This window comes from Serratia sp. 121840015-1 (genome assembly GCF_053627655.1).
Genome location: NZ_JBSEYF010000003.1, coordinates 240,767 through 261,572 on the forward strand (window position 1 = coordinate 240,767; position 20,806 = coordinate 261,572).

A 20,806-nucleotide genomic window follows, 5' to 3' on the forward strand; every position below is an offset into this window, starting at 1 on the left:
TTTAAAGGTTGACCGCCTGACCTGTTTTCACTAAGAATGGAGCTTAAACCTTCCAGCAAGGGTAAGGTCAAGGAGGGAAAATGAATATTAGCGACGTCGCGAAAAAAACCGGGTTAACCAGCAAGACGATTCGTTTTTACGAAGAGAAAGCGCTGATTACCGCCCCTATCCGCAGCGACAACGGTTACCGCCACTATTCCGCCAGGCACGTTGAAGAGCTGACGCTGCTGCGCCAGGCGCGGCAGGTGGGCTTCAACCTGGACGAGTGCCGTGAGCTGGTGGCGTTGTTCAACGATCCGGCCCGCCACAGCGCCGACGTGAAGGCGCGCACGCTGCAGAAGGTGGCGGAGATCGAAAGGCACATCAGCGAGCTGGGCGACATGCGCCAGCGCCTGCTGGCGCTGGCCGACCAATGCCCGGGGGACGAGGGGGCGGAGTGCCCCATCATCAACAACCTGGCGGGGTGTTGTCATCAGGTGACTGCAGCCAAATAATCCGGACGCCGGGTTGTCCATCTGCGTGTGGCACAACCCGCTGTTTTGGCGCTATGAAGGACCGAGTTTTAGAGTCTTGGTGTCGATTGCGACGCGCAGACTTCAAAGAGGAGGTTCTATGAATATCGGTTCTGATCGTGCTACCGCGTTTGCTGTTATCTCGAGTTTTGAGGCTTTAAGAGCCTATGTGCCCGCGCAAGCGGGAGTCAGGGTTACGCTTAATGCGTGGAAGGACGGTGGGATATACGGTGGCGGTGATTTCATCTCTGTTGCTGGTGTAAAAGCCGATGATGGCGGCCACGTTGCGCAAACGACCGGATTTTATTGGGAAAGGATTGCCGGCACGGTTAATCTTTATGATTACGGGATAGAAGCTACGGATAGAACGACATCAAATTATATTGATGTCACCGTCAGCTTGCAGGCGGCTATAAACAAAGCGATTGAAAAGAAATGCACTCTGGTGAGCGAGTTTCCCAAAGCGGGCTCGTATGCCCAAGTGGGCTTATTTATTTCGTCTTCTATCAATATTAGTGGGCTGACTTGTTTATCTGGAGCCCTGCATTTATTCATTAAATCTTCATCATTTACTCCAAAGACTGATATCGGGTTAAAATTGCCTTGGGTCGTGCTCAATCAGAATGGTCAGTATGACGGAAAAGGTTTAGTGTATGGAACGACTCAGGGTAATCAGGATCTGGATACCATCACGATTTACAATATGGATGGTTACACGGGTAAAGAGATTAATGGTCAACTGCACACGCTTTCAGGTTCCAGAGTTCAATTTCTCTCTTCAATGCACATGAATGGCGCAGGCGTCTATTTTGCTTCTACGTTTGATAACGTATTTAATGACGTCAGGGCACTGTTCTGTGGCAATGAGACGATGTTCGGTATCGACTTTACCAGTTACCCCGCTGCAACCGGATCGACGTTTGATGAGTCTAATGCCAATACGATCCACTCTTTAATGGCTCATGACTGTAGAGAGAAAGCTTGGCGAGTATCAGGCTCAAAAAATTGGCTGGCCAAAGTTCATGAAGAAGGCACGTTAGTCACCAAGGCAACTGTTGAAACTCCCAACTCTGCCGAAAAAAGAAACGGATATGGCTATATGAATAGCTACTTTTCTTCCGTCGGTGGCGGTGCCGGCGTGATTAATATCTATGCCTCTAAAAATAGCACGGTTGAGCATGTTCATACTTTCGGTGCAACGGCAACTGCTGTCGGGAATGTTTCGTCAACCGCGAATGTGTCAATTATACCTGGTGATCCCGCTCCGAATGGGGGGGCTATAGGGACAGTCTTTGCCAAAGACATTGTGGTTATGGCTAATGCCCGCGTCAATTTAGATTCTGTCAGAACGGTAGGGGGAGTAGATATTCGTGACGATAACTCATCAGTATCCAGAGGCAATATTGCGGGTAACCTACAGCTCTCTTCTGCCGCCAAGATTTTGAATAGTTACATCGGTGGCGATGTAATTTCTACGTCGATGCCAAGACTCACCAATTGCGACCTGCAAAAGAGCTTTACCGGCGGCGGAAGCCTGCAAAATACGAGAGTCGTTGGTGATGTCACAACGGTCGATGCATTACGCTTGGTTTTGATTGATGTCTCTTTAGCGACGCTGATGGTCACCGGGAAGGGGGTTTTGTTGGATGTGCAAGGGGGCAACTTTAACCGGATTACCTTTGTTAACGGCGTTACGGGGCGATGGATAATTTTCCCGTCACCCAGGGTGAATGTGACGGTAGATAATTGGTTACCTCCCACCTCTGCCGCTGGTTACGGATTATTCACTATCAACCCGCTGTCGAACAAGATTTACACGACGCGTAGCGGAGTGTGGGTCGATTATAAAACGTAAAACACGGATCTGCTGAAAGGATGAGTGAGCCGGGGTGAGTCAACCCGGCTTACTCGTTAGCGCAATGATGAAGGCAGGGCGCGGATCACCAGCGTGACGCCTTCCACCGCCACCACTTCCACTTCGGTGCCGGCGGGCAGATCTTCTGCCGCCTGCGCGCGCCAGCTGCTGTCGCCGATATTGATGCGCCCCATGCCGTTGTGCATCGGCTCCGTCAGCGTAGCGCGGGTGCCGATCAGCTGGCGGTTGCGCTGGTTGAGCACCGGCGATCCGCCGGATGCGGTCGCCGGGCGCCGGCGCAGCCAGTACCACCACAGGTAGGCGACGACGACGGTCAGGACGGCGAAGATCATGCCCTGCCACGCCCAGGAGAGCGGCGGCAGCAGCCAGATCAGAGCGCCGACCAACAGCGCCGCCACGCCGCTCCACAGCAGGTAGCCGCCGGCGCCGAGCATTTCTGCCGCCAGCAACACGCCCCCGAGGGAGAGCCAAAACCACAGCGGATTCGCCGCGATCAGTTCGAGCATGATTATTTGCCTTTGCTTTCTTTCAGCAGTTCGGTAATGCCGCCGATCGAGCCGAGCAGGCTGCTGGCGTCCAGCGGCATCATCACCACTTTGCTGTTGTTGGAGGAACCGATCTTCTGCAGCGCGTCGGTGTATTTCTGCGCCACGAAGTAGTTCACCGCCTGAATGTTGCCGCTGGCGATGGCGTCGGACACCAGCTGGGTGGCGCGCGCCTCGGCCTCGGCGGCGCGTTCACGCGCTTCCGCCTGCAGGAACGCCGACTGACGTTCGCCCTCGGCCTTCAGGATCTGCGATTGCTTCTCCCCTTCGGCGCGCAGAATGGCCGCCTGGCGCACCCCTTCCGCCTCGAGGATGTCGGCGCGTTTGGTACGTTCGGCCTTCATCTGGGCGTTCATCGAGGCGATCAGTTCCGCCGGTGGCCGCACGTCGCGGATCTCGATACGGGTGATTTTCACCCCCCACGGATTGGTCGCTTCATCGACGATGTGCAGCAGGCGGCTATTGATGCTGTCGCGTTGCGACAGCATTTCGTCCAGCTCCATCGAGCCGAGCACGGTACGGAAGTTGGTCATGGTCAGGTTGACGATCGCCTGTTCGAGGTTGCTGACCTCGTAGGCGGCGCGCGCCGGATCGACCACCTGGATAAAGCACACCGCGTCGATGGCGACGTTGGCGTTATCGCGGGAAATCACCTCCTGCGAGGGAATGTCCAGCACCTGCTCCATCATGTTGATTTTGCGGCCAATGCGGTCCATGAACGGCACCACCAGGTTCAGGCCCGGCATCAGCGTTTTGGTGTAGCGGCCGAAGCGTTCTACCGTCCATTGGAACCCCTGCGGCACAATTTTGACGCCGGCGAACACCACAATCAGTGCGACGACGATCACGATGGGAATAAAAGTAAGCATGCAAACCTCCTGTCAGACATATGTAAACAGATATTACGTCAGCGCCGGAAAAATGCCTACCGTTACCGCGACTTAATCCAGGGCGCTGACCAAACCCGCGATCAGCGGATCCCGCGTCTGGAACAGGCCGATCAGGGTACGCACCGCCTCACCGCCGCGAGCATCGGACCAGGCCAGCGACAGGGGAGAGGGCTGGCGCGGATATTTGAGCTGCTTAGCCACCAGCTCGCCGCTATCAAGGTAAGTTTGGCACAGCTGGCGCGGAAGGAAACCGATCCCGAGACCGCGCAGATGGCACTCCAGCTTGGTGCGCAGGTCCGGCACTTTGATCTCCTGCTGGCCCGACAGCAGCCAGGCGGTGCGCTTGGCCAAATGGCGCGCGGTATCTTCGACGTTGATCGCCGCGTAAGGGCGCAGCTGCGTTTCGTTCAGCGGATCGGCGGCGTCGGCCAGCGGGTGCGTCGGCGCGATGGCGAACACCCAATCGATCTTGCCCAGGGGCAGCACCTTGATGCTGTTTTCCAGCGATTCATTGCCCGCCGCCCCGATCGCCAGATGGCAATCCTCATTCAGCAGCGCGTCCCACACGCCCATGTACACCTGGCGGGAAATGTGAAATTGGGTGAACGGGTATTTGGCGTGCAGGTGGGTCAACAGCCCGGCCACGGCGGCGGCGTCATACAGCAGGTTGTTGACAACGATATTCACCTGGTGCTCTACGCCGTCGTTGATTTGCCGCAGTTCGCCCGGCATGGCGTCCAGCCAGGTGTGCCACTGGCGGCAGCGCTCCAGCAAATACTCTCCGGCCGGCGTCAGGTTGACGGTGCGGGTGGTGCGGATAAACAGCTGCGTGCCGATGCTCTCTTCCAGCGTTTTGATGCGGTAGCTGATGGTGGCGGTGGTTTTGTGCAGCAGCTCCGCCGCGCGGGAGAAACTTTGGCACTCGGCAACTTTGATAAACGAACGAATGGTTTCGTGATCCAGCATGAGGGGTCCTTGGCTGACACCGCCTTTTCGGTTATCGGTGAGAAGAATCTACTGATGTTGCGGCGCGATAGGCAGCGGCAAAGCCCAACCCCACGATCCCGGTCACAGAATCACCCGATAGCGATGAACGCGCGCCGCCCCATTTTGCCCGATGATGAATTGGGCGGTTTTTTAATTCATTGATTTAAAGCAACTAATATGGCTCTTCGATCGAAAAGTGTGCGGGTGATCTTGTTGTGGAAAAATTTTCCAAAAAAATGCTGTCAAATTCACCACGCGCTGTCTAGAGTGAAGGCGTTGGGTGAAATATCGCCGTTCAATCGCCGTCTGGGTCATGCGCTTGGGAGAATCACATGGATTTAGTCATCGAAGAATTAACGCCGGCGGCCTTTGCGCCTTACGGCGATGTATTGCAGATAGAGGGCTCGCGTTTCTTTCATATCAATGACGGAAAAACCGAGCGTTATCACGATCTCGCCAAGATAGAGGTGTCCGACGGCAACCGGGTGCTGGCCAGCATCAACCGGGCGGAACCCTGCGATCTGCCGATGACCTTTTCCCTGTTGGAAAAGCATCCGCTCTCGTCGCAGGCCTTTGTGCCGATGAACGGCGAACGCTTCGTGGTGATCGTCGCCGAACCGGGCGAAACCATCCCCATCGGCACGCTGCGCGCCTTTATCACCAACGGCAAGCAGGGAATTAACTATCACCGCAATGTCTGGCACCATCCGCTGTTTGCCTATGCGAAGGTCACCGACTTTTTCACCATCGATCGCGCAGGTGCCGACAACTGCGTGGTCAGCCGCTTGCCGGAGCCGTATCGCATAGTTTTGGCATAGCGCTGGCCGCACGCCGCGCAGGGCGTTTATCATAGCGTCACCCATGCCGTTACTGACAAAGGAAGCTTGAATGACCGAATTACGCAGGAAAGGACGACCCGCCACCGAAGCCGGCGCCACCAAAGGGGCGCAGGCGTTGGATCGCGGGCTGGAGATCCTCCAGTACCTGGCCAACGCCGGGGGGAGTTCGTCGGTTTCCGTGCTGTCCGAAAAGCTGGAGCTGCCGCTGTCCACCACCTTCAGATTGTTGAAAGTGCTGGAGAAATCGGAATTCGTCTTTCAGGATCCACAGCTGGGCTGGTGGCACATCGGCATTCAGTCGTTCACCGTCGGTTCCGCTTACATGAACGATCGCGACGTGGTATCGGTGGCCGGGCCGTTCATGCGCCGGCTGATGCTGCTGTCCGGCGAGACCGCCAACCTGGCGATCCGCAACAATTTCGACGCGGTGCTGATTCGTCAATGCGAGTGCCAGGCGATGGTGCGCATGTGCGCGCCGCTGGGCAGCCGCTTGCCGCTGCACGCCTCGGGCGCCGGCAAAGCGCTGCTGTACCCGCTGGCGGAAGAGGAGATGCTGGATCTGATCGTGCGTTCGGGGCTGCAATCCTACACGTCCAAGACGCTGACCAGTGTGAACCTGCTGCGCAAGGATCTGCATCAGTCGCTGGCGCAGGGCTACACCATCGACGATGAAGAGCACGCGCTCGGCCTGAACTGCCTGGCTTCGGCGATTTTCGATCGCAACAACAACGTGATCGCCGCCATTTCCATCTCCGGGCCCAGTTCGCGGGTCGGCAAGGAGCGGTTCAAGGAGCTGGGCGAACTGGTGGGTGAGGTGGCCAGAGACATCAGCGCCGCGCTGGGCGAATCGCGCAGCAAGGCATAAACGTCGCGCGCCGGGCTGAACCGGCGCGGAGCAAGACTCCCCGTTTGATGAGCAAACGGGTTTTTTTGACCGTAATTTTAAGTTGGAAAAATTTTCCAATAAATTAAGGAGAACATCACATGGCAATTATGCGAGCGGTAGACGCGGCAATGCACGTGCTGGAAAAAGAAGGGATCACCACCGCGTTCGGCGTGCCCGGCGCGGCGATCAACCCGTTCTACGACGCGATGCGGCGGCACGGCGGCATCAAACACTACCTGGCGCGGCACGTGGAAGGGGCCTCGCACATGGCGGAAGGCTACACTCGCGCCGCCGCCGGCAACATCGGCGTGTGCATCGGCACTTCCGGCCCGGCGGGCACCGACATGATCACCGGCCTTTACTCCGCCTCCGCCGATTCGATTCCGATCCTGTGCATCACCGGCCAGGCGCCGCGCGCGCGTTTGCACAAAGAAGATTTTCAGGCGGTAGACATCGAATCGATCGCCAAGCCGGTGACCAAGATGGCGGTCACCGTGCAGGAACCGGCGCTGGTGCCACGCGTGCTGCAGCAGGCGTTCCACCTGATGCGCTCCGGCCGGCCGGGCCCGGTGCTGATCGACCTGCCTTTCGACGTGCAGATGGCGGAGATCGAGTTTGATCCGGACACCTACTCTTCACTGCCCGCCTATAAGCCGGCGGCCACCCAGGCGCAGATCGACAAAGCGCTGGATCTGCTGTGCGCGGCGAAAAAACCGCTGATCATCGCCGGCGGCGGCATTCACAACGCCGACGCGGCGGATCTGCTGCAGCAGCTGGCGGAGATCTGCAACGTGCCGGTAATCCCGACCTTGATGGGCTGGGGCGCCATTCCGGACGATCACCCGCTGATGGCGGGCATGGCGGGCCTGCAAACCTCGCACCGCTACGGCAACGCCAACCTGCTGGATTCGGATCTGGTGTTCGGCATCGGCAACCGCTGGGCCAACCGCCACACCGGCTCGGTAGACAAGTACACCGCCGGGCGCAAGGTGGTGCACATCGATATTGAGCCGACGCAGATTGGCCGGGTGATCTGCCCGGATCTGGGCATCGTCTCCGACGCGCGCATTGCGCTGCAAATGCTGGTGGATACGGCAAAGCGCCGCTTCGAGCGCGGCGAGTTGCCGAATCGCGACGCCTGGTGCGCTGCCTGTCTGCAGCGCAAGCAAACGCTGCTGCGCAAAACCCACTTCGACAACGTGCCGGTCAAGCCGCAGCGGGTGTATGAAGAGATGAACCGCGCCTTTGGTCGCGATGCCTGCTACGTCACCACCATCGGGCTGTCGCAGATCGCCGCCGCGCAAATGCTGCACGTTTTCGAGCCGCGTCACTGGATCAACGCCGGCCAGGCCGGCCCGCTGGGCTGGACGCTGCCTGCGGCGCTGGGCGTATGCGCCGCCGATCCGCAGCGCAAGGTGGTCGCGCTGTCGGGCGACTATGATTTCCAATTTATGATTGAAGAGTTGGCGGTCGGCGCACAGTTCAAGCTGCCCTATATCCACGTGCTGGTGAACAACGCCTATCTGGGGCTGATCCGCCAGGCGCAGCGCGGGTTCGATATGGATTACTGCGTGCAGCTGTCGTTTGAAAACATCAACAACGCGGAGATTGGCGAGTACGGTGTCGATCACGTCAAGGTGGCGGAAGGGCTGGGTTGCAAGGCGCTGCGGGTGTTCAAACCGGAAGAGATCGCGCCGGCGTTCCGTCAGGCCCAGGAACTGATGCAGCAGCACCGGGTGCCGGTGGTGGTGGAAATCATCCTGGAGCGCGTCACCAATATTTCCATGGGCACCGAGCTGGATAACGTCAACGAGTTCGAACCGGTGGCGGCAACGCCGGAAGATGCGCCGACCTCGGTCAACTTCTTTGATTACCGTTGAGGAACCTTACCATGCCGAAATTTTCAGCCAACCTGTCCATGCTGTTCACCGAAGTCGATTTCATGCAGCGCTTCCGCCGGGCGAAGGAGCAGGGCTTCAGCGCGGTGGAATACATGTTTCCCTATGACTACCCGATCGCCGCGCTGCGCAGCGAACTGGAGGCGCATCGCCTGAGCCAGGTGCTGTTCAACCTGCCGGCCGGCGACTGGGCAGCGGGCGAACGGGGCATCGCCTGCTTGCCGGGGCGCGAAGCGGAGTTCCGCGACGGCGTCGGGCGCGCGATCGAGTATGCGCAGGCGCTGGGCTGCGATCGCATCAACTGTCTGATCGGCAATCCGGATCCCGCCGTCGGCCGCCACGCCACCGACGAACGGGTGAAAGAGAATCTGAGCTACGCCGCCGACGCTCTGGCGCGGCAGAATATCCGTCTGCTGATCGAACCGATCAACCGTTACGACATGCCGCAGTTCTACCTGCAAACCTCCCGGCAGGCGATCGAACTGATCGAGGCGATCGGCAGCCCCAACCTGTATCTGCAGTACGACCTTTACCACATGCAGCGCATGGAGGGAGAGCTGACGCAGACCCTTGAGCGCCTGCTGGCGAAGATCGACCACATTCAGGTCGCCGACAATCCGGGGCGGCACGAGCCGGGCACCGGTGAAATCAACTGCGAGTTTATCTTCGCGCAGCTGGATCGCATGGGTTATCGCGGCTGGATCGGCTGTGAATACAAACCGCTCACCACCACGGAAAGCGGCCTGTCATGGATTAAAAAATACCTGTCTTGAGGAGATGAAAATGAACGTGGGATTTATCGGTCTGGGCATCATGGGCGCGCCGATGGCGGAAAAGCTGCTGGCGGGTGGGCACACGCTTTACGCCCACACCCGGCATGAGGTGCCGGCGGCGCTGTTGCAGCAAGGGGCCATCGCCTGCCGCGATCCGCAGCAGGTGGCGGATGAGGCGGACGTGATCTTTATCATGGTGCCGGATACGCCGCAGGTGGAGGAGGTGCTGTTCGGTGAACGCGGCTGCGCCGCCGGCAAGCTGAACGGCAAAGTGGTGGTGGACATGAGCTCCATTTCACCGCTGGAGACCAAGCGGTTTGCGCAGCGCATCAACCAGCTGGGCGCCCAGTATCTGGACGCGCCGGTTTCCGGCGGCGAAGTGGGTGCCAAACAGGGCACGCTGACCATCATGGTGGGCGGCGAGGAAGCGACCTTCGAACGGGTGCAGCCACTGCTGGCGCTGATGGGCAAGAACATCACGCTGATCGGCGGCAACGGCGATGGGCAAACCTGCAAGGTAGCCAACCAGATCATCGTGGCGCTGACCATTGAAGCGGTCTCCGAGGCGCTGGTGTTCGCCTCGCGCGCCGGCGCCGATCCGGCCCGGGTGCGCGAAGCCCTGATGGGCGGCTTCGCCTCGTCGCGCATTCTGGAGGTGCACGGCGAGCGAATGATCAAGCGGGCGTTCGCGCCGGGATTCCGCATCTCGCTGCACCAGAAGGATCTCAACCTGGCGCTGCAAGGCGCGAAGGCGCTGGCGCTCAGCCTGCCGAATACCGCCACCTGCCAGGAGCTGTTCAACGTCTGCGCCGCCAATGGCGACGGCGAGCTGGATCACTCCGCGCTGGTGCGGGCGCTGGAAATCATGGGCAACCACCGAGTGGCCGGCTAAGGCGCCCGCCGGCATTTAATTTGCCGGCTTATCGTTAGAATCAGAGATGTTCGACATTAATAACGCCCTCTTTATGATAAATAAAGAGGGTCCCCGCCAATCCAATAAAAAATGATTCAGCACAATAAAAAGTAAAAAGCAGGATGCCAACCGAGGAGACACTGAATATGGCAACCGATAATGCTGTTATTGATAAAGATATTCTTACCGCCCCTGACAAAAACCGTTTATATCGAAAAATCGCCTGGCGCATTATGCCCATTTTATTAGTGAGCTATATAGTCGGTTATCTCGATCGGGTTGGGATCTCATTTTCGAAATTCCAAATGATGCCCGATATTCTGAACGGCAATGTCTCGATGGCCGAAGCCGTTTACGGGCTGGGCGCCGGGGTGTTTTTCATCGGCTATATCATCGCCGGGGTACCCAGTAACATTCTGCTGAGCCGCTACGGCGCCAGAAAGATCATCGCGCTGCTGATGGTGGTGTGGGGGGCGATTTCGATGCTGAGCATCTTTATCACCAATCCCTGGCAATTCTACCTGGCGCGTTTCCTGCTGGGGCTGGCGGAGGCCGGCTTCTACCCCGGCGTGATCCTCTATCTGACGCTGTGGTTCCCGTCCAGCCAGCGCGCCAAGATGACCGCGCTGTTCGTGTGTGGCATCCCGGTCAGCAACATCATCGGCGGCCCGCTGTGCGGGTGGATCATCGAGCACATGAACGGCCTGATGAACCTCTCCGGCTGGCAGTGGCTGTTCTTTATCAGCGGCCCGCGCGCGCTGCTGATCGCCGTCGTCATCTTCTGTTTCCTGGATAATACCTATCAGAGCGCCAAGTGGCTCAGCCCGCAGGAGAAGGCGCTGATCAAAGAGGATATGGCGCAGAGCGCGCCGCGCCAGGGCTGTGCCGGCGGGCAGGAATGGACGATGAAAAGCATGCTGAGATCGTCCGCGTTCACCAAAATGTGGCTGATTTGCTTCTGCACCGTGATGGGCCAGGGCGGGCTGGCGTTTTGGGTTCCGACCATCATTCGCGACACCGGCGTGACCTCGGTGATGGATATCGGGTTGCTGACCATGCTGCCGTACATGCTGGCGGTGGTGGCGATGCTGGTAGCCGCGCGCAGTTCGGACAAGCATCGCGAGCGGCGCTGGCACATCATCGTGCCGTTCTGCATCGCCGCGGTGTCGCTGATCTTTATCGGCCTGTTCCCGGACAACAAGCACGTGGTGATGGCGGCGCTGTGCGTGGCGGTGGCGTCGAGCCTGGTGCCGTCGCCGCTGTTCTGGAGCCTGCCGAACGCCATCTTTACCGGCACCTGCGCCGCGGCGGGCATTGCGCTCATCAATTCCATCGCCAATATCGGCGGTTTTATTTCGCCTTATATCATCGGTTATTTCAAACAGCTGACCCACAGCAATTTGGCGGCGATGTGCGTCTTATCGACAATGATGATACTGGGGGCGATATTAACCTACAGCGTGCCGGCGAAATGGGTCAATAAATAACACTTCCCATTATCTTCATTAAATGGTCGGCAACAGTTTTATTTTATTTCGCCATGCATTTCTCATCTGATTATTTCAGCGGGGGAAGGCATGGCCATTTTTATTTCGTCTCGAATAAAGGAGGCATCATGAAAATTGTTATTGCACCGGATTCATTTAAAGAAAGCGTCAGCGCGGAGCGGGCGGCACGGGCGATCGCGCGCGGCTTTCACGAGGTTTATCCCGATGCCGAGTGCGTGTGCCTGCCGATCGCCGACGGTGGCGAAGGCACGGTGGACGCGCTGGTGGCCGCCACCGGCGGGCGCAAAGTGAGCGTGGCCGCCACGGGGCCGCTGGGGGAACGGGTGGCGGCGTTTTATGGCGTCAGCGGCGACGGCAAGACGGCGGTGATCGAAATGGCGGCGGCCAGCGGGTTGATGCTGACGCAGGCGGAGCGCCGTAACCCGCTGCTGGCGACCAGCTACGGCACCGGCGAACTGATCCTGGATGCGCTGGATCAGGGCATTCGCCACCTGATCCTCGGCATCGGCGGCAGCGCCACGGTGGATGGCGGCGTCGGCATGGTGCAGGCGCTGGGCGGGTGCTTCTACCGCCCGGACGGCAAGGCGCTGCCGTGGGGCGGCGGCGAGCTGGCGACGCTGAGCGGAATCGATCTCAGTACGCTGGATGCGCGCCTGCGGCAGTGCCGAATAGAGGTCGCCTGCGACGTAGACAATCCGCTGGTGGGGCCGCGCGGCGCAGCGGCGGTGTTCGGGCCGCAGAAGGGCGCGACGGCAGCGATGGTGGCGCAGTTGGAACAGGGCCTGACGCAGTATGCCGAGGTGATCCGCCAGAGTACCGGCCGCGACGTGCGACAGGTCGCCAGCGGCGGAGCGGCGGGCGGCATGGGGATCGCCTGCCAGGTGTTTCTCGGCGCAACGCTGAAGCCGGGCATCGAGATCGTGATGGCGGCGCTGGGCCTGGAGCAGGCGCTGGCGGAGGCCGATCTGCTGATCACCGGCGAAGGGCGCATCGACAGCCAAACGTTGGGCGGCAAGGCGCTGTCCGGCGTCGCTCGTCTGGCGCGGGCGCATGGCCTGCCGGTCATCGCGCTGGCCGGCGTGGTGGAGGACGGGGCGGAGGCGCTGCACGCGCAGGGGATCGACGCGATGTTCAGCATTCTGCCGCGCCTGAGCACGCTGGCGGTCGCGCTGTCGCAAGGGGAACTCAACCTGCAGCGCAGCGCCGCCAACGTCGCCCGCGCGATGCGTATCGGCCGGCGATTGGGATAAATAAAAAAGAAGGCCACGCTGCGCGAGCAGGTGGCCTTGGTTTTGGCGGCGAAGCGCTTACGGCTCGACGTCGCGGTTGCAGTCCTTGGAGTAGATATAGCTAAAGGTTTCCTGGCCCACCGCATAGCCCGCCTGTTGCACATAGGCGCCCATGAAGATGTAGTCGCCTTGTTTCACCGGCATCCATTCATTGTCCAGGTTGTACACGCCGGCACCGCTGAGAATGTAGGCGCCATGCTCCTGCACGTGGGTCTCGATGTAGCCGTGGCTGGCGCCGGGGGCGAAGGAGAGGATGTGCATATTCATGTCGAAGCCCAGATCTTTCGGCAGCAGATCCTGCAGGATCACCTCGCTCATGCCCTCGTAGTGGATCTTCTCCAGGTTGGCGACGTTGTTGCTGACCACGTGTGCCTCGTAACCCTTGATGCGCTGATAGCGGCGCTTGTAGAGGAACAGGCGGCTGGATTGGCCACCGTTGGCGTTTTCCAGCCGCAGGGTGACGCCCGCCGGGCAGTAAAGGTAGCCGCCGGCGGTCAGCGGATAGTCGGTGGCGTCGGCGGAAGCGGTGATGGCGCCGTCGATGACGTACACGAAGGTTTCGAGCTCTTCGCCGCCAAAGCCTTTGGTGTTGCGGCCGCAGTCGTGCAGCGTCACCAGATAATCGACGAAGGTGGCGCCCAGTTTCGGCGTCGACAAGATGGTGACGTCGCAGTTTTCAAAACCGGGAATGACGTTGCGCACCAGGCCGTTCGGTGGGATCAGCGCATAGTTGCCGCGTTTGATGATGGCGCGCGTTGACAGAATGTCGGTTGGATAACCGGTTTGATTGTTGAAGTAACCCACGTTGATTCTCCTGATCGTTGAAAGGGCGCCGCGGCGGCGCCCGGTAAAAAAGCGCCGTCAGGCCTCGGTGGCCGTTCGGGCTGCCGTAGTGCGTTTCATCAAGACGTTGACGGTGAAGAAAATGGCGGTGCCCACCAGCAGGATGGCGGCGGAGATGTAAAAGCCCATCACCTTGGAGCCGGTGCTGTCGGAGATCACGCCGGTGAGGAAGGGGGCGATCACCGACGAGGACATGCCGAAGAAGTTGAACACGCCGAAGCTGGTGCCATAGCCTTTCTTCGGCGCGTTGTCGGCGACGAAGGAGATCATGATCGGATCGACCGCCAGCTTACCCAGCAACCCGTACAGGATCAGGCTGATCAGCAGCATGGTGGAGTCCGGCGAAATGACGGTGCAAACCAGCATCACCGCCGCGCACAGCTCGAGGAAAATGATCAGCTGCACCTTCTTGTTGCGGAAACGGTCGGACATGCGGCTGAAGAACAGCGCGCCCGGCACCGAGGCGAACGCCACCAGGGCGGAGGAGAAGCCGATGGCCACCCCTTCAAAGCCGCGCTCTTGCTGCAGGAACGAGGGCAGCCAGGTGACTATCATGTAGTAGCCGTAGCAGGTGGCGAAGTACATCGCGTAGGCGGAGATCATGCGCAGGCTGAACAGGCCGCTGGGCTGGCCGTCCTCTTCGGGCTCGGCAGTCGTCGGCGCAGCGGTCTGGCTGACGGCCGCCGGGGCTTGAGGCTGCGAGCCTTTGATGACCACGGCGAACACCAGCGTCATCACCACCAGCAGGCCGGTGATGATGAACAGCATGATCTGCCAGTTCATGTTGAAGCTTTTCACCAGCAGGCTGGAGGCGATCAGGCCGATGGCCATGCCGAGCGCCGAGCCGCTGTTGATCACCGCGGTCGCCAGGCCACGGCGTTCCAGCGGGATATTCTCCGACGACAGGGAGTAGGCCGAGCCGTAATAAGAGCCGCAGCCCATGCCCGCCAGCAGGCTGCCGGCATAGACCATGGTCAGGCTGGTGGCGTTGCCGATCAGCAGCGTGGCGATGATGAACAGGCAGAAGCCCGGGATCAGCACCACCTTCTTGCCGAATTTGTCCACCAGGATGCCCGCCGGGATCTGCATCCCGGTGTAGGCGAAGAAGTAGAAGCTGGCGATCAGCCCCATTTCCGCATTGGAGTGCGCGCCGATGGTTTGTTGGATCTCGGGGAAGATCGGCGTCAGGACGGTGCGATAGATCCAGATCACCGCCCAGCCCAGACAGAGCACGACGACGATCTTTTTCCAGTAGCGCGGGTCGATGTCGTTGCTCATGCCTCGGCCCCCTGTTCGGTGTAGGCCAGCTGATACAGCGTCTGCGCCAGGATTTTCACCCCTTCGTTCAGATCGGCGACGGCGGTTTTTTCCGCCGGATTATGGCTGATGCCGGCGATGCTCGGCACGAACATCATCACCGTCGGCACGCGCGGGGCGAAGATTTGCGAGTCGTGTCCGGCACCGCTGTGCATCATGCGGTAATTCAGCCGCTGCGTTTCGCACAGGCGGCTGACGCAGGCCACCAGCTGTTCGTTCATCGGGATCGGCGCTTCGTCCATCCACAGATCGATCTCGGCCTCGATGCCCATCTCGGCGCAGATGCGCTGGATATCCTGCTCGATCTCCTGCGTGAAGCGCAGCAGCGCGGCCTGATCGGTGTGGCGGCAGTCGAGGGTGAAGTGGGTGAAGCCCGGCACCACGTTGACGGTGTTCGGCTTCGGCTCCACCTTGCCGAAGGTCAGCACCAGCGGATCGCCCTCGGCGCGCGCCTTGGCGATCGATTCGCAGCAGATGCGGCTGAAAGCGTGCACGGTATCCCGGCGATAGCTCATCGGGGTGGTGCCGGCGTGGTTGGCTTCGCCCTGCAGACGCACGTCATAGCGCCGTTGGCCGACGATGCTGGTCACCACGCCGATGGTTTTGCCTTCGGTTTCCAGCACCTTGCCCTGCTCGATGTGGATCTCGACGAAGGCCGCGATGTCGCTGCGCAGCGGCTGATGCGGCGGAGGGAAATCGAAACCGGCGTCGTGCATGGCGTTGACGAAGCCGACGCCCTTGGCGTCCGTAATGTGCTGCACGTCTTCCCGCCGGGCCAGGCCGACGATGTTCTTGCTGCCCCAGAACACATAAGGGAAGCGGCTGCCTTCTTCTTCCGCCAGCGCGATGACTTCCAGGCTGCGCAGCGGCGGGCCGTAGGTGTCCTTGAGGTGTTTGATCGCCATGAAGGCGGCTTCGATACCGAACTGGCCGTCGAGGTTGCCGCCGTTGACCACCGTGTCGATGTGCGAACCGGAGAGAATCACCTGGTCGGGGTATTTGCTGCCCTCCAGTCGGCCGAACAGGTTGCCGACCGCATCAAAATGGGTGCTCAGCCCGGCGGCCTCGAAGGTATTTTTCAACGCGTGCTGCGCTTCGATCCATTCCGGAGTATAAAGCAGACGTGTCATGCCGCCGCTGGGATCGGCGCCGATTTTCGATAACCAGCCGGAAATATCACGGATTTCTTGTTGGAAGTCTTTCATGTTTACCTGCCCGCATGTTGTGTCTCAGCGGCGATGCGGCCAGGGCTGATGCTATTCGCCGCCGGCCGGCCTATTGCGCTGAGCGCGCTGATGAAGGTTTTCTTTTTTCTCCCCGGCTCTGACATATCAACCGCGAGCCGCGGCGTAAAAAGCCCACGATAATAAGAGTGCGTTAACTGGCGAAGGGATCTTTATGGTCGTAAGAACGCTGGTAAATAGCATTTGAAATTAAGTATTGATAAATATCGTCGACGATTTCGATGCCGTTTTTCTCGCTTTCCATTTCACGCGCATGGCTGTTCTGCCCTGGATAAAGCACTTTGCTGACGCCCGGCGCCGGCTTAACGGCATTCAATTCTTTCATGACCTGGCTGATATTTTTACGGAATGCGGATTCGTTGGTGAAATAACCCGGGTTCAGCACGATATGCAATTGGCCCAATTCCCGGCCGGCGCTGAGATCGTGATACATCGAGCTGACGTGTTTGCCGAACGGCAGGCCGAGCAAAATGCCCGACAGCACGTCGACCATCATCATCAGGCCGTAGCCTTTCGGCCCGGCGATCGGCAGCAGCCCGCTGACGGCGAACGGATCGGTGGTGTGCTTGCCCTCGGCGTCCACCGCCCAGGTATCCGGGATGGCGGCGTTGCGCGAGCGGGCGTCCAGCACTTTGCCCCAGGCCTGTACGGTGGTGGCCATATCGAAGGTGATCAGCTCGTCGCCTTCGCCCGGCGCGGAGAAGGCGATGGGGTTGGTGCCGTAGTAGACTTCGGCGCCGCCGTACGGCACCACCATCGGATCGGACTGGCACAGCGAAATGCCGATCATGCCGGCGCGCGCCGCCTGTTGCACGAAGTACGACAGTGCCCCGCTGTGGCCGATGCGGCGTACGCCCACCACCGCCACGCCGTTCTCTTTCGCCATCTCGATGGCGCGATCCATGCTCAGCTTGGCCGCCACGTGCCCGGCGCCGTTGTCGCCGTCGAAAATGGCGCTGCAGGGACCGGTTTTTTCAAAGGTGAAATGCGGGTGATTGTTGGTGCCGCCTTTGCTGATGCGTTCGGAATAGTATTCGACCCTGACCGCGCCGTGAGAATGAATGCCGCGCGCATCGGCATGAACCAGCACGTCGGCGACGATGCCGGCGTGTTCCTGGCTCAGGCCGGCGGCGTGAATTTTTTGCTGGATAAGCTGATGTAATTGTTGTTTAGAGACCTTCATATACAGTCCTTTTATCACTACGGTTTATTTAATTCGCCTCTGCGTTGTAATGTATAAATACCGGGTGGGAATAATGTGATCCAGATGCGTTTTATCCGATTGGATTAAAAATTCGTTGAATTAAATCGCCATTGTTAGAAGTTTTTTTATAAATGCTTTTTTTCGTCTGGATTAACTAATATTCAGGCGATTAAGTTATTTTTTCTAACAATAGATAAAGTGTGACCGTACTCACCTCTGGGCGTGGTTTTAATTTGTAGCTTGATCATTAACCTTTTCGCTGGATTCAATGCATCGCCGCGCCGCCGGTGCGGGAAATATTGCCGATATTATTAAATGCTGTCTTAAGGATATCACCATGATCCATGCTTTTATTAAAAAGGGGAGCTTTCAGGATTCCGTCAGCCTGATGTTGATCTCCCGCAAACTCAGTGAATCTCCCAAGGTCGAGGAAATATCCGTCATGATGGGGACACCGGCCAATAAATCCTTATTGGAGGTGACCGGTTTCTGGCACCCGCAGTTTAGCGAAGCGACGCCGAACGATATTTGCGTGGCGATCAAAGCGGAGTCCGCCGACGAGACGATCGCCGAGGAGATCGGCGCGGCGCTGGAGACGGCGCTCAAGGCGATTGCGCAGGGGAGCCAGGGCGGCAAAAAACTGCTGCGGGCGCGCAGCTGGCGCACCGCCAGGCAGAAGCTGTCCGCCGCCAATCTGGCGCTGATCTCGATCGCCGGCGAATACGCGGCGGAGCTGGCGGATAGCGCGCTGGAAGACGGCTGCAACGTGATGATGTTCTCCGACAACGTCAGCGTGGCGCAGGAAGTGGCGCTGAAAACCAAGGCGCGCGAACGCGGGCTGATCGTGATGGGGCCGGACTGCGGCACCGCCTGCATCGCCGGCGCGCCGCTGGCGTTCGCCAACGTGGCGCCCGCCGGATCTATCGGCGTAGTGGGCGCCTCCGGCACCGGCATTCAGGAGCTTATTTCGCAAATTACCCTGGCAGGCCAGGGCATCTCGCACGCCATTGGCCTCGGCGGGCGGGATTTGACGGCGGAGATCGGCGGCATCAGCGCCATCAGCGCGCTGCGCATGCTGGCAGCGGATCCGCAGAGTCTTGTGCTGGCGTTCGTGTCCAAACCGCCGGCACCCGAGGTGCGCCAACGGGTGATCGACGAGATGAAAGCGCTCGGCAAGCCGGTGGTGGCGCTGTTCCTCGGCGCGCAGTCCGCCGTGCGCCAGGAGGGCAACATCACGTTCGCCGCCACGCTGGATGAAGCGGCGCGGCTGGCGGCGATGCTGGGCTGCGTGCAGCAACAGGTGGCGCAGCAGCCAGCGGTGCCCGGCGGCAAAATCGCCGGGCTGTACGCCGGCGGCACGCTGGCGGCCGAATGCGCGATGCTGCTGGCGGAAAAACTGTCCCTGCCGGTGGATAGCGAACACCCGCGCGGCGCCATGCTGGTGGCCGACGGCCATCGCATTATCGACATGGGCGATGACTTTTATACCCAAGGGCGCCCGCACCCGATGATTGACCCGACCGCCCGCAATCAAGAGATCGCCCGCCTGGCGCAGCAGCCGCAGACCGGCGTCTTGCTGCTGGACGTGGTGATCGGCTTCGGCGCTCAGGACGATCCGGCGGCGTCGCTGGCGGCCGAGGTGGCCAACGTGCGCGCGGCGCGCGGCGCGGCCCACCCGCTGGCGGCAATCGCCACCGTCACCGGCACCGAACAGGATCCGCAGCAGCGCTCGCGGCAAATCGCCACCCTGCAGGAAGCCGGCATCGCGGTGATGCCGTCGCTGCCGGCGGCGGTCGCGCTGGCGCATCAGCTGATTACCCCCGTCTTAGCCGCACCCGAACGCGAACGGCCGGCCTTGCTGGACGGCGTCGCGGTGATCAACGCCGGGCTGCGTAGCTTCGCCGATGACCTGCAAACCAGCGACATTCCGGTGGTGCATTACCAGTGGGCGCCGGTAGCCGGTGGCGATCAACGATTAGCCAACATCTTGAAAAAATTAAAGTAAGGAACCGCTATGTACGCAACGATTGAGCAAGCAAACGCCGCCGTTATCGCCCGTATCCGCGAGGCGCGCCCGCACTGGCAGGATGTGGATCTGGCGCACCGCTTGATCCCGCAGCTGGCCGAAGGGCGCAAGCTGCTGCACGCCGGCCCGCCGGTCACCTGGCAAGAGATGAGCGGCCCGGTGCGCGGCGCCTGCATCGGTGCCTGCCTGTTCGAAGGCTGGGCGCAGGATGAGCAGCAGGCGCTGGCGCTGCTGGCGCAGGGGGAAATCGAGTTTATTCCGTGCCACAGCGTGAGCGCGGTGGGGCCGATGGGCGGCATCACCTCGGCCCACATGCCGATGGTGGTGGTCAGGAACACCGTTCACGGCAATTACGCCTACTGCAACATGAACGAAGGCATCGGCAAAGTGATGCGCTTCGGCGCCTACGGCGAGGACGTGCAGCAGCGCCTGCGCTGGATGCGCGACTCGCTGGCCCCGGTGCTGAAAGCGGTGCTGGCGACGCTGGAGGAAGGGATCGATCTGACCGCGCTGATGGCGCAGGCGATCAGCATGGGGGACGAATTCCACCAGCGCAATATCGCGGCCTCGGCGCTGCTGATGCGCAGGCTGGCGCCGGAGATCAGCCTGCTGCCGCGCGATAAGGCGGAGCTGGCGCAGGTGATGCAGTTCCTCAGCATCACCGATCAGTTCTTCCTCAATCTGGCGATGGCCTACTGCAAGGCGGCGATGGACGCCGGGGCGGAGATTGAGCAGGGTACCATCGTCACGGTAATGACCCGCAACGGCAAGAATTTCGGCATCAAGATCAGCGGGATGGGCGATCGTTGGTTCACCGCGCCGGTGAACACGCCGGAAGGGCTGTTCTTCTCCGGCTTCAGCCAGGCAGACGCCAACCCGGACATCGGCGACAGCGCGATCACCGAAACCTTCGGCATTGGCGGCGCGGCGATGGTGGCGGCACCGGGCGTGACGCGCTTCGTCGGGGCTTCCGGCGGCATGAGCGCCGCCACCGACATCTCCGAGGAGATGGCGGAAATCTACCTCGAACGCAACATGATGCTGCAGATCCCGACCTGGGACTTCCAGGGCGCCTGCCTGGGGCTGGATGCCCGGCGGGTGGTGGAAACCGGCATCACGCCGCTGATCAACACCGGCATCGCCCACCGCGAAGCCGGGGTCGGGCAAATTGGCGCCGGTACGGTGCGTGCACCGCTCGGCTGCTTCGAGAAAGCGATCGAAGCGCTGGCCGATAAGCTCGGCATTACGGCGTAAGC

General features: G+C 60.2%; 18 protein-coding genes. 11 read left to right on the forward strand and 7 right to left on the reverse strand.

Going from position 1 to position 20,806, the window contains the following annotated elements; genetic code table 11:
- Window positions 1-80 precede the first annotated feature (80 nt).
- Complete coding sequence (cueR, locus tag ACUXAC_RS17435; RefSeq protein ID WP_060423476.1) at window positions 81-494, forward strand: Cu(I)-responsive transcriptional regulator; 414 nt, start codon at window positions 81-83, stop codon at window positions 492-494.
- Window positions 495-612: 118 nt separating this feature from the next.
- Window positions 613-2,367, forward strand: coding sequence for a hypothetical protein (locus ACUXAC_RS17440; protein WP_387443550.1), 1,755 nt, complete (start codon window positions 613-615; stop codon window positions 2,365-2,367).
- Between the two features lie 56 nt (window positions 2,368-2,423).
- Here ACUXAC_RS17440 and ACUXAC_RS17445 read toward each other — a convergent pair whose 3' ends face one another.
- The 3 genes from ACUXAC_RS17445 to allS form a co-directional block, all read right to left on the reverse strand.
- The gene (locus ACUXAC_RS17445; protein WP_197757365.1) at window positions 2,424-2,894 is read right to left on the reverse strand and encodes an NfeD family protein; all 471 of its coding nucleotides are present in this window, start codon (window positions 2,892-2,894) and stop codon (window positions 2,424-2,426) included.
- A 2-nt stretch (window positions 2,895-2,896) separates the two neighbouring features.
- The gene (locus tag ACUXAC_RS17450; RefSeq protein WP_004940203.1) at window positions 2,897-3,802 is read right to left on the reverse strand and encodes an SPFH domain-containing protein; all 906 of its coding nucleotides are present in this window, start codon (window positions 3,800-3,802) and stop codon (window positions 2,897-2,899) included.
- Between the two features lie 72 nt (window positions 3,803-3,874).
- Window positions 3,875-4,789, reverse strand: coding sequence for an HTH-type transcriptional activator AllS (gene allS / locus ACUXAC_RS17455; protein WP_100396199.1), 915 nt, complete (start codon window positions 4,787-4,789; stop codon window positions 3,875-3,877).
- A gap of 353 nt (window positions 4,790-5,142) precedes the next feature.
- Between allS and ACUXAC_RS17460 the strand changes: the two genes are divergently transcribed.
- From ACUXAC_RS17460 to ACUXAC_RS17490, 7 genes are all read left to right on the forward strand, one after another.
- Complete coding sequence (locus ACUXAC_RS17460; RefSeq protein WP_033647245.1) at window positions 5,143-5,628, forward strand: ureidoglycolate lyase; 486 nt, start codon at window positions 5,143-5,145, stop codon at window positions 5,626-5,628.
- 70 nt (window positions 5,629-5,698) lie between these two features.
- Window positions 5,699-6,514 (forward strand): HTH-type transcriptional repressor AllR, encoded by an 816-nt coding sequence (gene allR / locus ACUXAC_RS17465; protein ID WP_421115155.1) that lies wholly within the window; start codon window positions 5,699-5,701, stop codon window positions 6,512-6,514.
- 119 nt (window positions 6,515-6,633) lie between these two features.
- A complete protein-coding gene (gene gcl, locus ACUXAC_RS17470; protein WP_033637372.1) occupies window positions 6,634-8,415 on the forward strand; it encodes a glyoxylate carboligase in 1,782 nt (593 codons plus the stop codon).
- Window positions 8,416-8,426: 11 nt separating this feature from the next.
- Window positions 8,427-9,206, forward strand: a complete 780-nt coding sequence (gene hyi / locus ACUXAC_RS17475) for a hydroxypyruvate isomerase (protein WP_033647243.1) — start codon at window positions 8,427-8,429, stop codon at window positions 9,204-9,206.
- Between the two features lie 10 nt (window positions 9,207-9,216).
- Window positions 9,217-10,098 (forward strand): 2-hydroxy-3-oxopropionate reductase, encoded by an 882-nt coding sequence (gene glxR, locus ACUXAC_RS17480; RefSeq protein ID WP_047025733.1) that lies wholly within the window; start codon window positions 9,217-9,219, stop codon window positions 10,096-10,098.
- A gap of 167 nt (window positions 10,099-10,265) precedes the next feature.
- Window positions 10,266-11,606 (forward strand): MFS transporter, encoded by a 1,341-nt coding sequence (locus tag ACUXAC_RS17485; protein ID WP_043146761.1) that lies wholly within the window; start codon window positions 10,266-10,268, stop codon window positions 11,604-11,606.
- A 128-nt stretch (window positions 11,607-11,734) separates the two neighbouring features.
- Window positions 11,735-12,877, forward strand: a complete 1,143-nt coding sequence (locus tag ACUXAC_RS17490) for a glycerate kinase (protein ID WP_387443559.1) — start codon at window positions 11,735-11,737, stop codon at window positions 12,875-12,877.
- 57 nt (window positions 12,878-12,934) lie between these two features.
- Here the strand turns inward: ACUXAC_RS17490 and allE are convergent, their stop codons facing one another.
- The 4 genes from allE to allD all read right to left on the reverse strand — a co-directional run bounded on the left by allE (window position 12,935) and on the right by allD (window position 17,503).
- Window positions 12,935-13,720, reverse strand: a complete 786-nt coding sequence (allE, locus tag ACUXAC_RS17495; protein ID WP_043146762.1) for a (S)-ureidoglycine aminohydrolase — start codon at window positions 13,718-13,720, stop codon at window positions 12,935-12,937.
- Between the two features lie 57 nt (window positions 13,721-13,777).
- Window positions 13,778-15,037: an MFS transporter gene (locus tag ACUXAC_RS17500; protein ID WP_387443562.1), complete on the reverse strand. Its 1,260-nt coding sequence runs from the start codon at window positions 15,035-15,037 to the stop codon at window positions 13,778-13,780.
- Window positions 15,034-16,281, reverse strand: a complete 1,248-nt coding sequence (gene allC, locus ACUXAC_RS17505; protein ID WP_159317721.1) for an allantoate deiminase — start codon at window positions 16,279-16,281, stop codon at window positions 15,034-15,036. The genes ACUXAC_RS17500 and allC overlap by 4 nt, the downstream gene beginning before the upstream one ends.
- 172 nt (window positions 16,282-16,453) lie before the next feature.
- Window positions 16,454-17,503 carry an ureidoglycolate dehydrogenase gene (gene allD, locus ACUXAC_RS17510; protein WP_060423493.1) on the reverse strand — a complete coding sequence of 350 codons (1,050 nt, stop codon included), beginning with the start codon at window positions 17,501-17,503 and terminating at the stop codon, window positions 16,454-16,456.
- A gap of 358 nt (window positions 17,504-17,861) precedes the next feature.
- On the opposite strand from allD, the gene ACUXAC_RS17515 reads away from it, so the two are divergent.
- On the forward strand, window positions 17,862-19,529 hold the full coding sequence (locus tag ACUXAC_RS17515; protein WP_387443566.1) for an acyl-CoA synthetase FdrA: 1,668 nt from the start codon (window positions 17,862-17,864) through the stop codon (window positions 19,527-19,529).
- Between the two features lie 9 nt (window positions 19,530-19,538).
- Window positions 19,539-20,804 (forward strand): YlbE family protein, encoded by a 1,266-nt coding sequence (locus ACUXAC_RS17520; RefSeq protein ID WP_055312589.1) that lies wholly within the window; start codon window positions 19,539-19,541, stop codon window positions 20,802-20,804.
- Window positions 20,805-20,806: the final 2 nt, after the last annotated feature.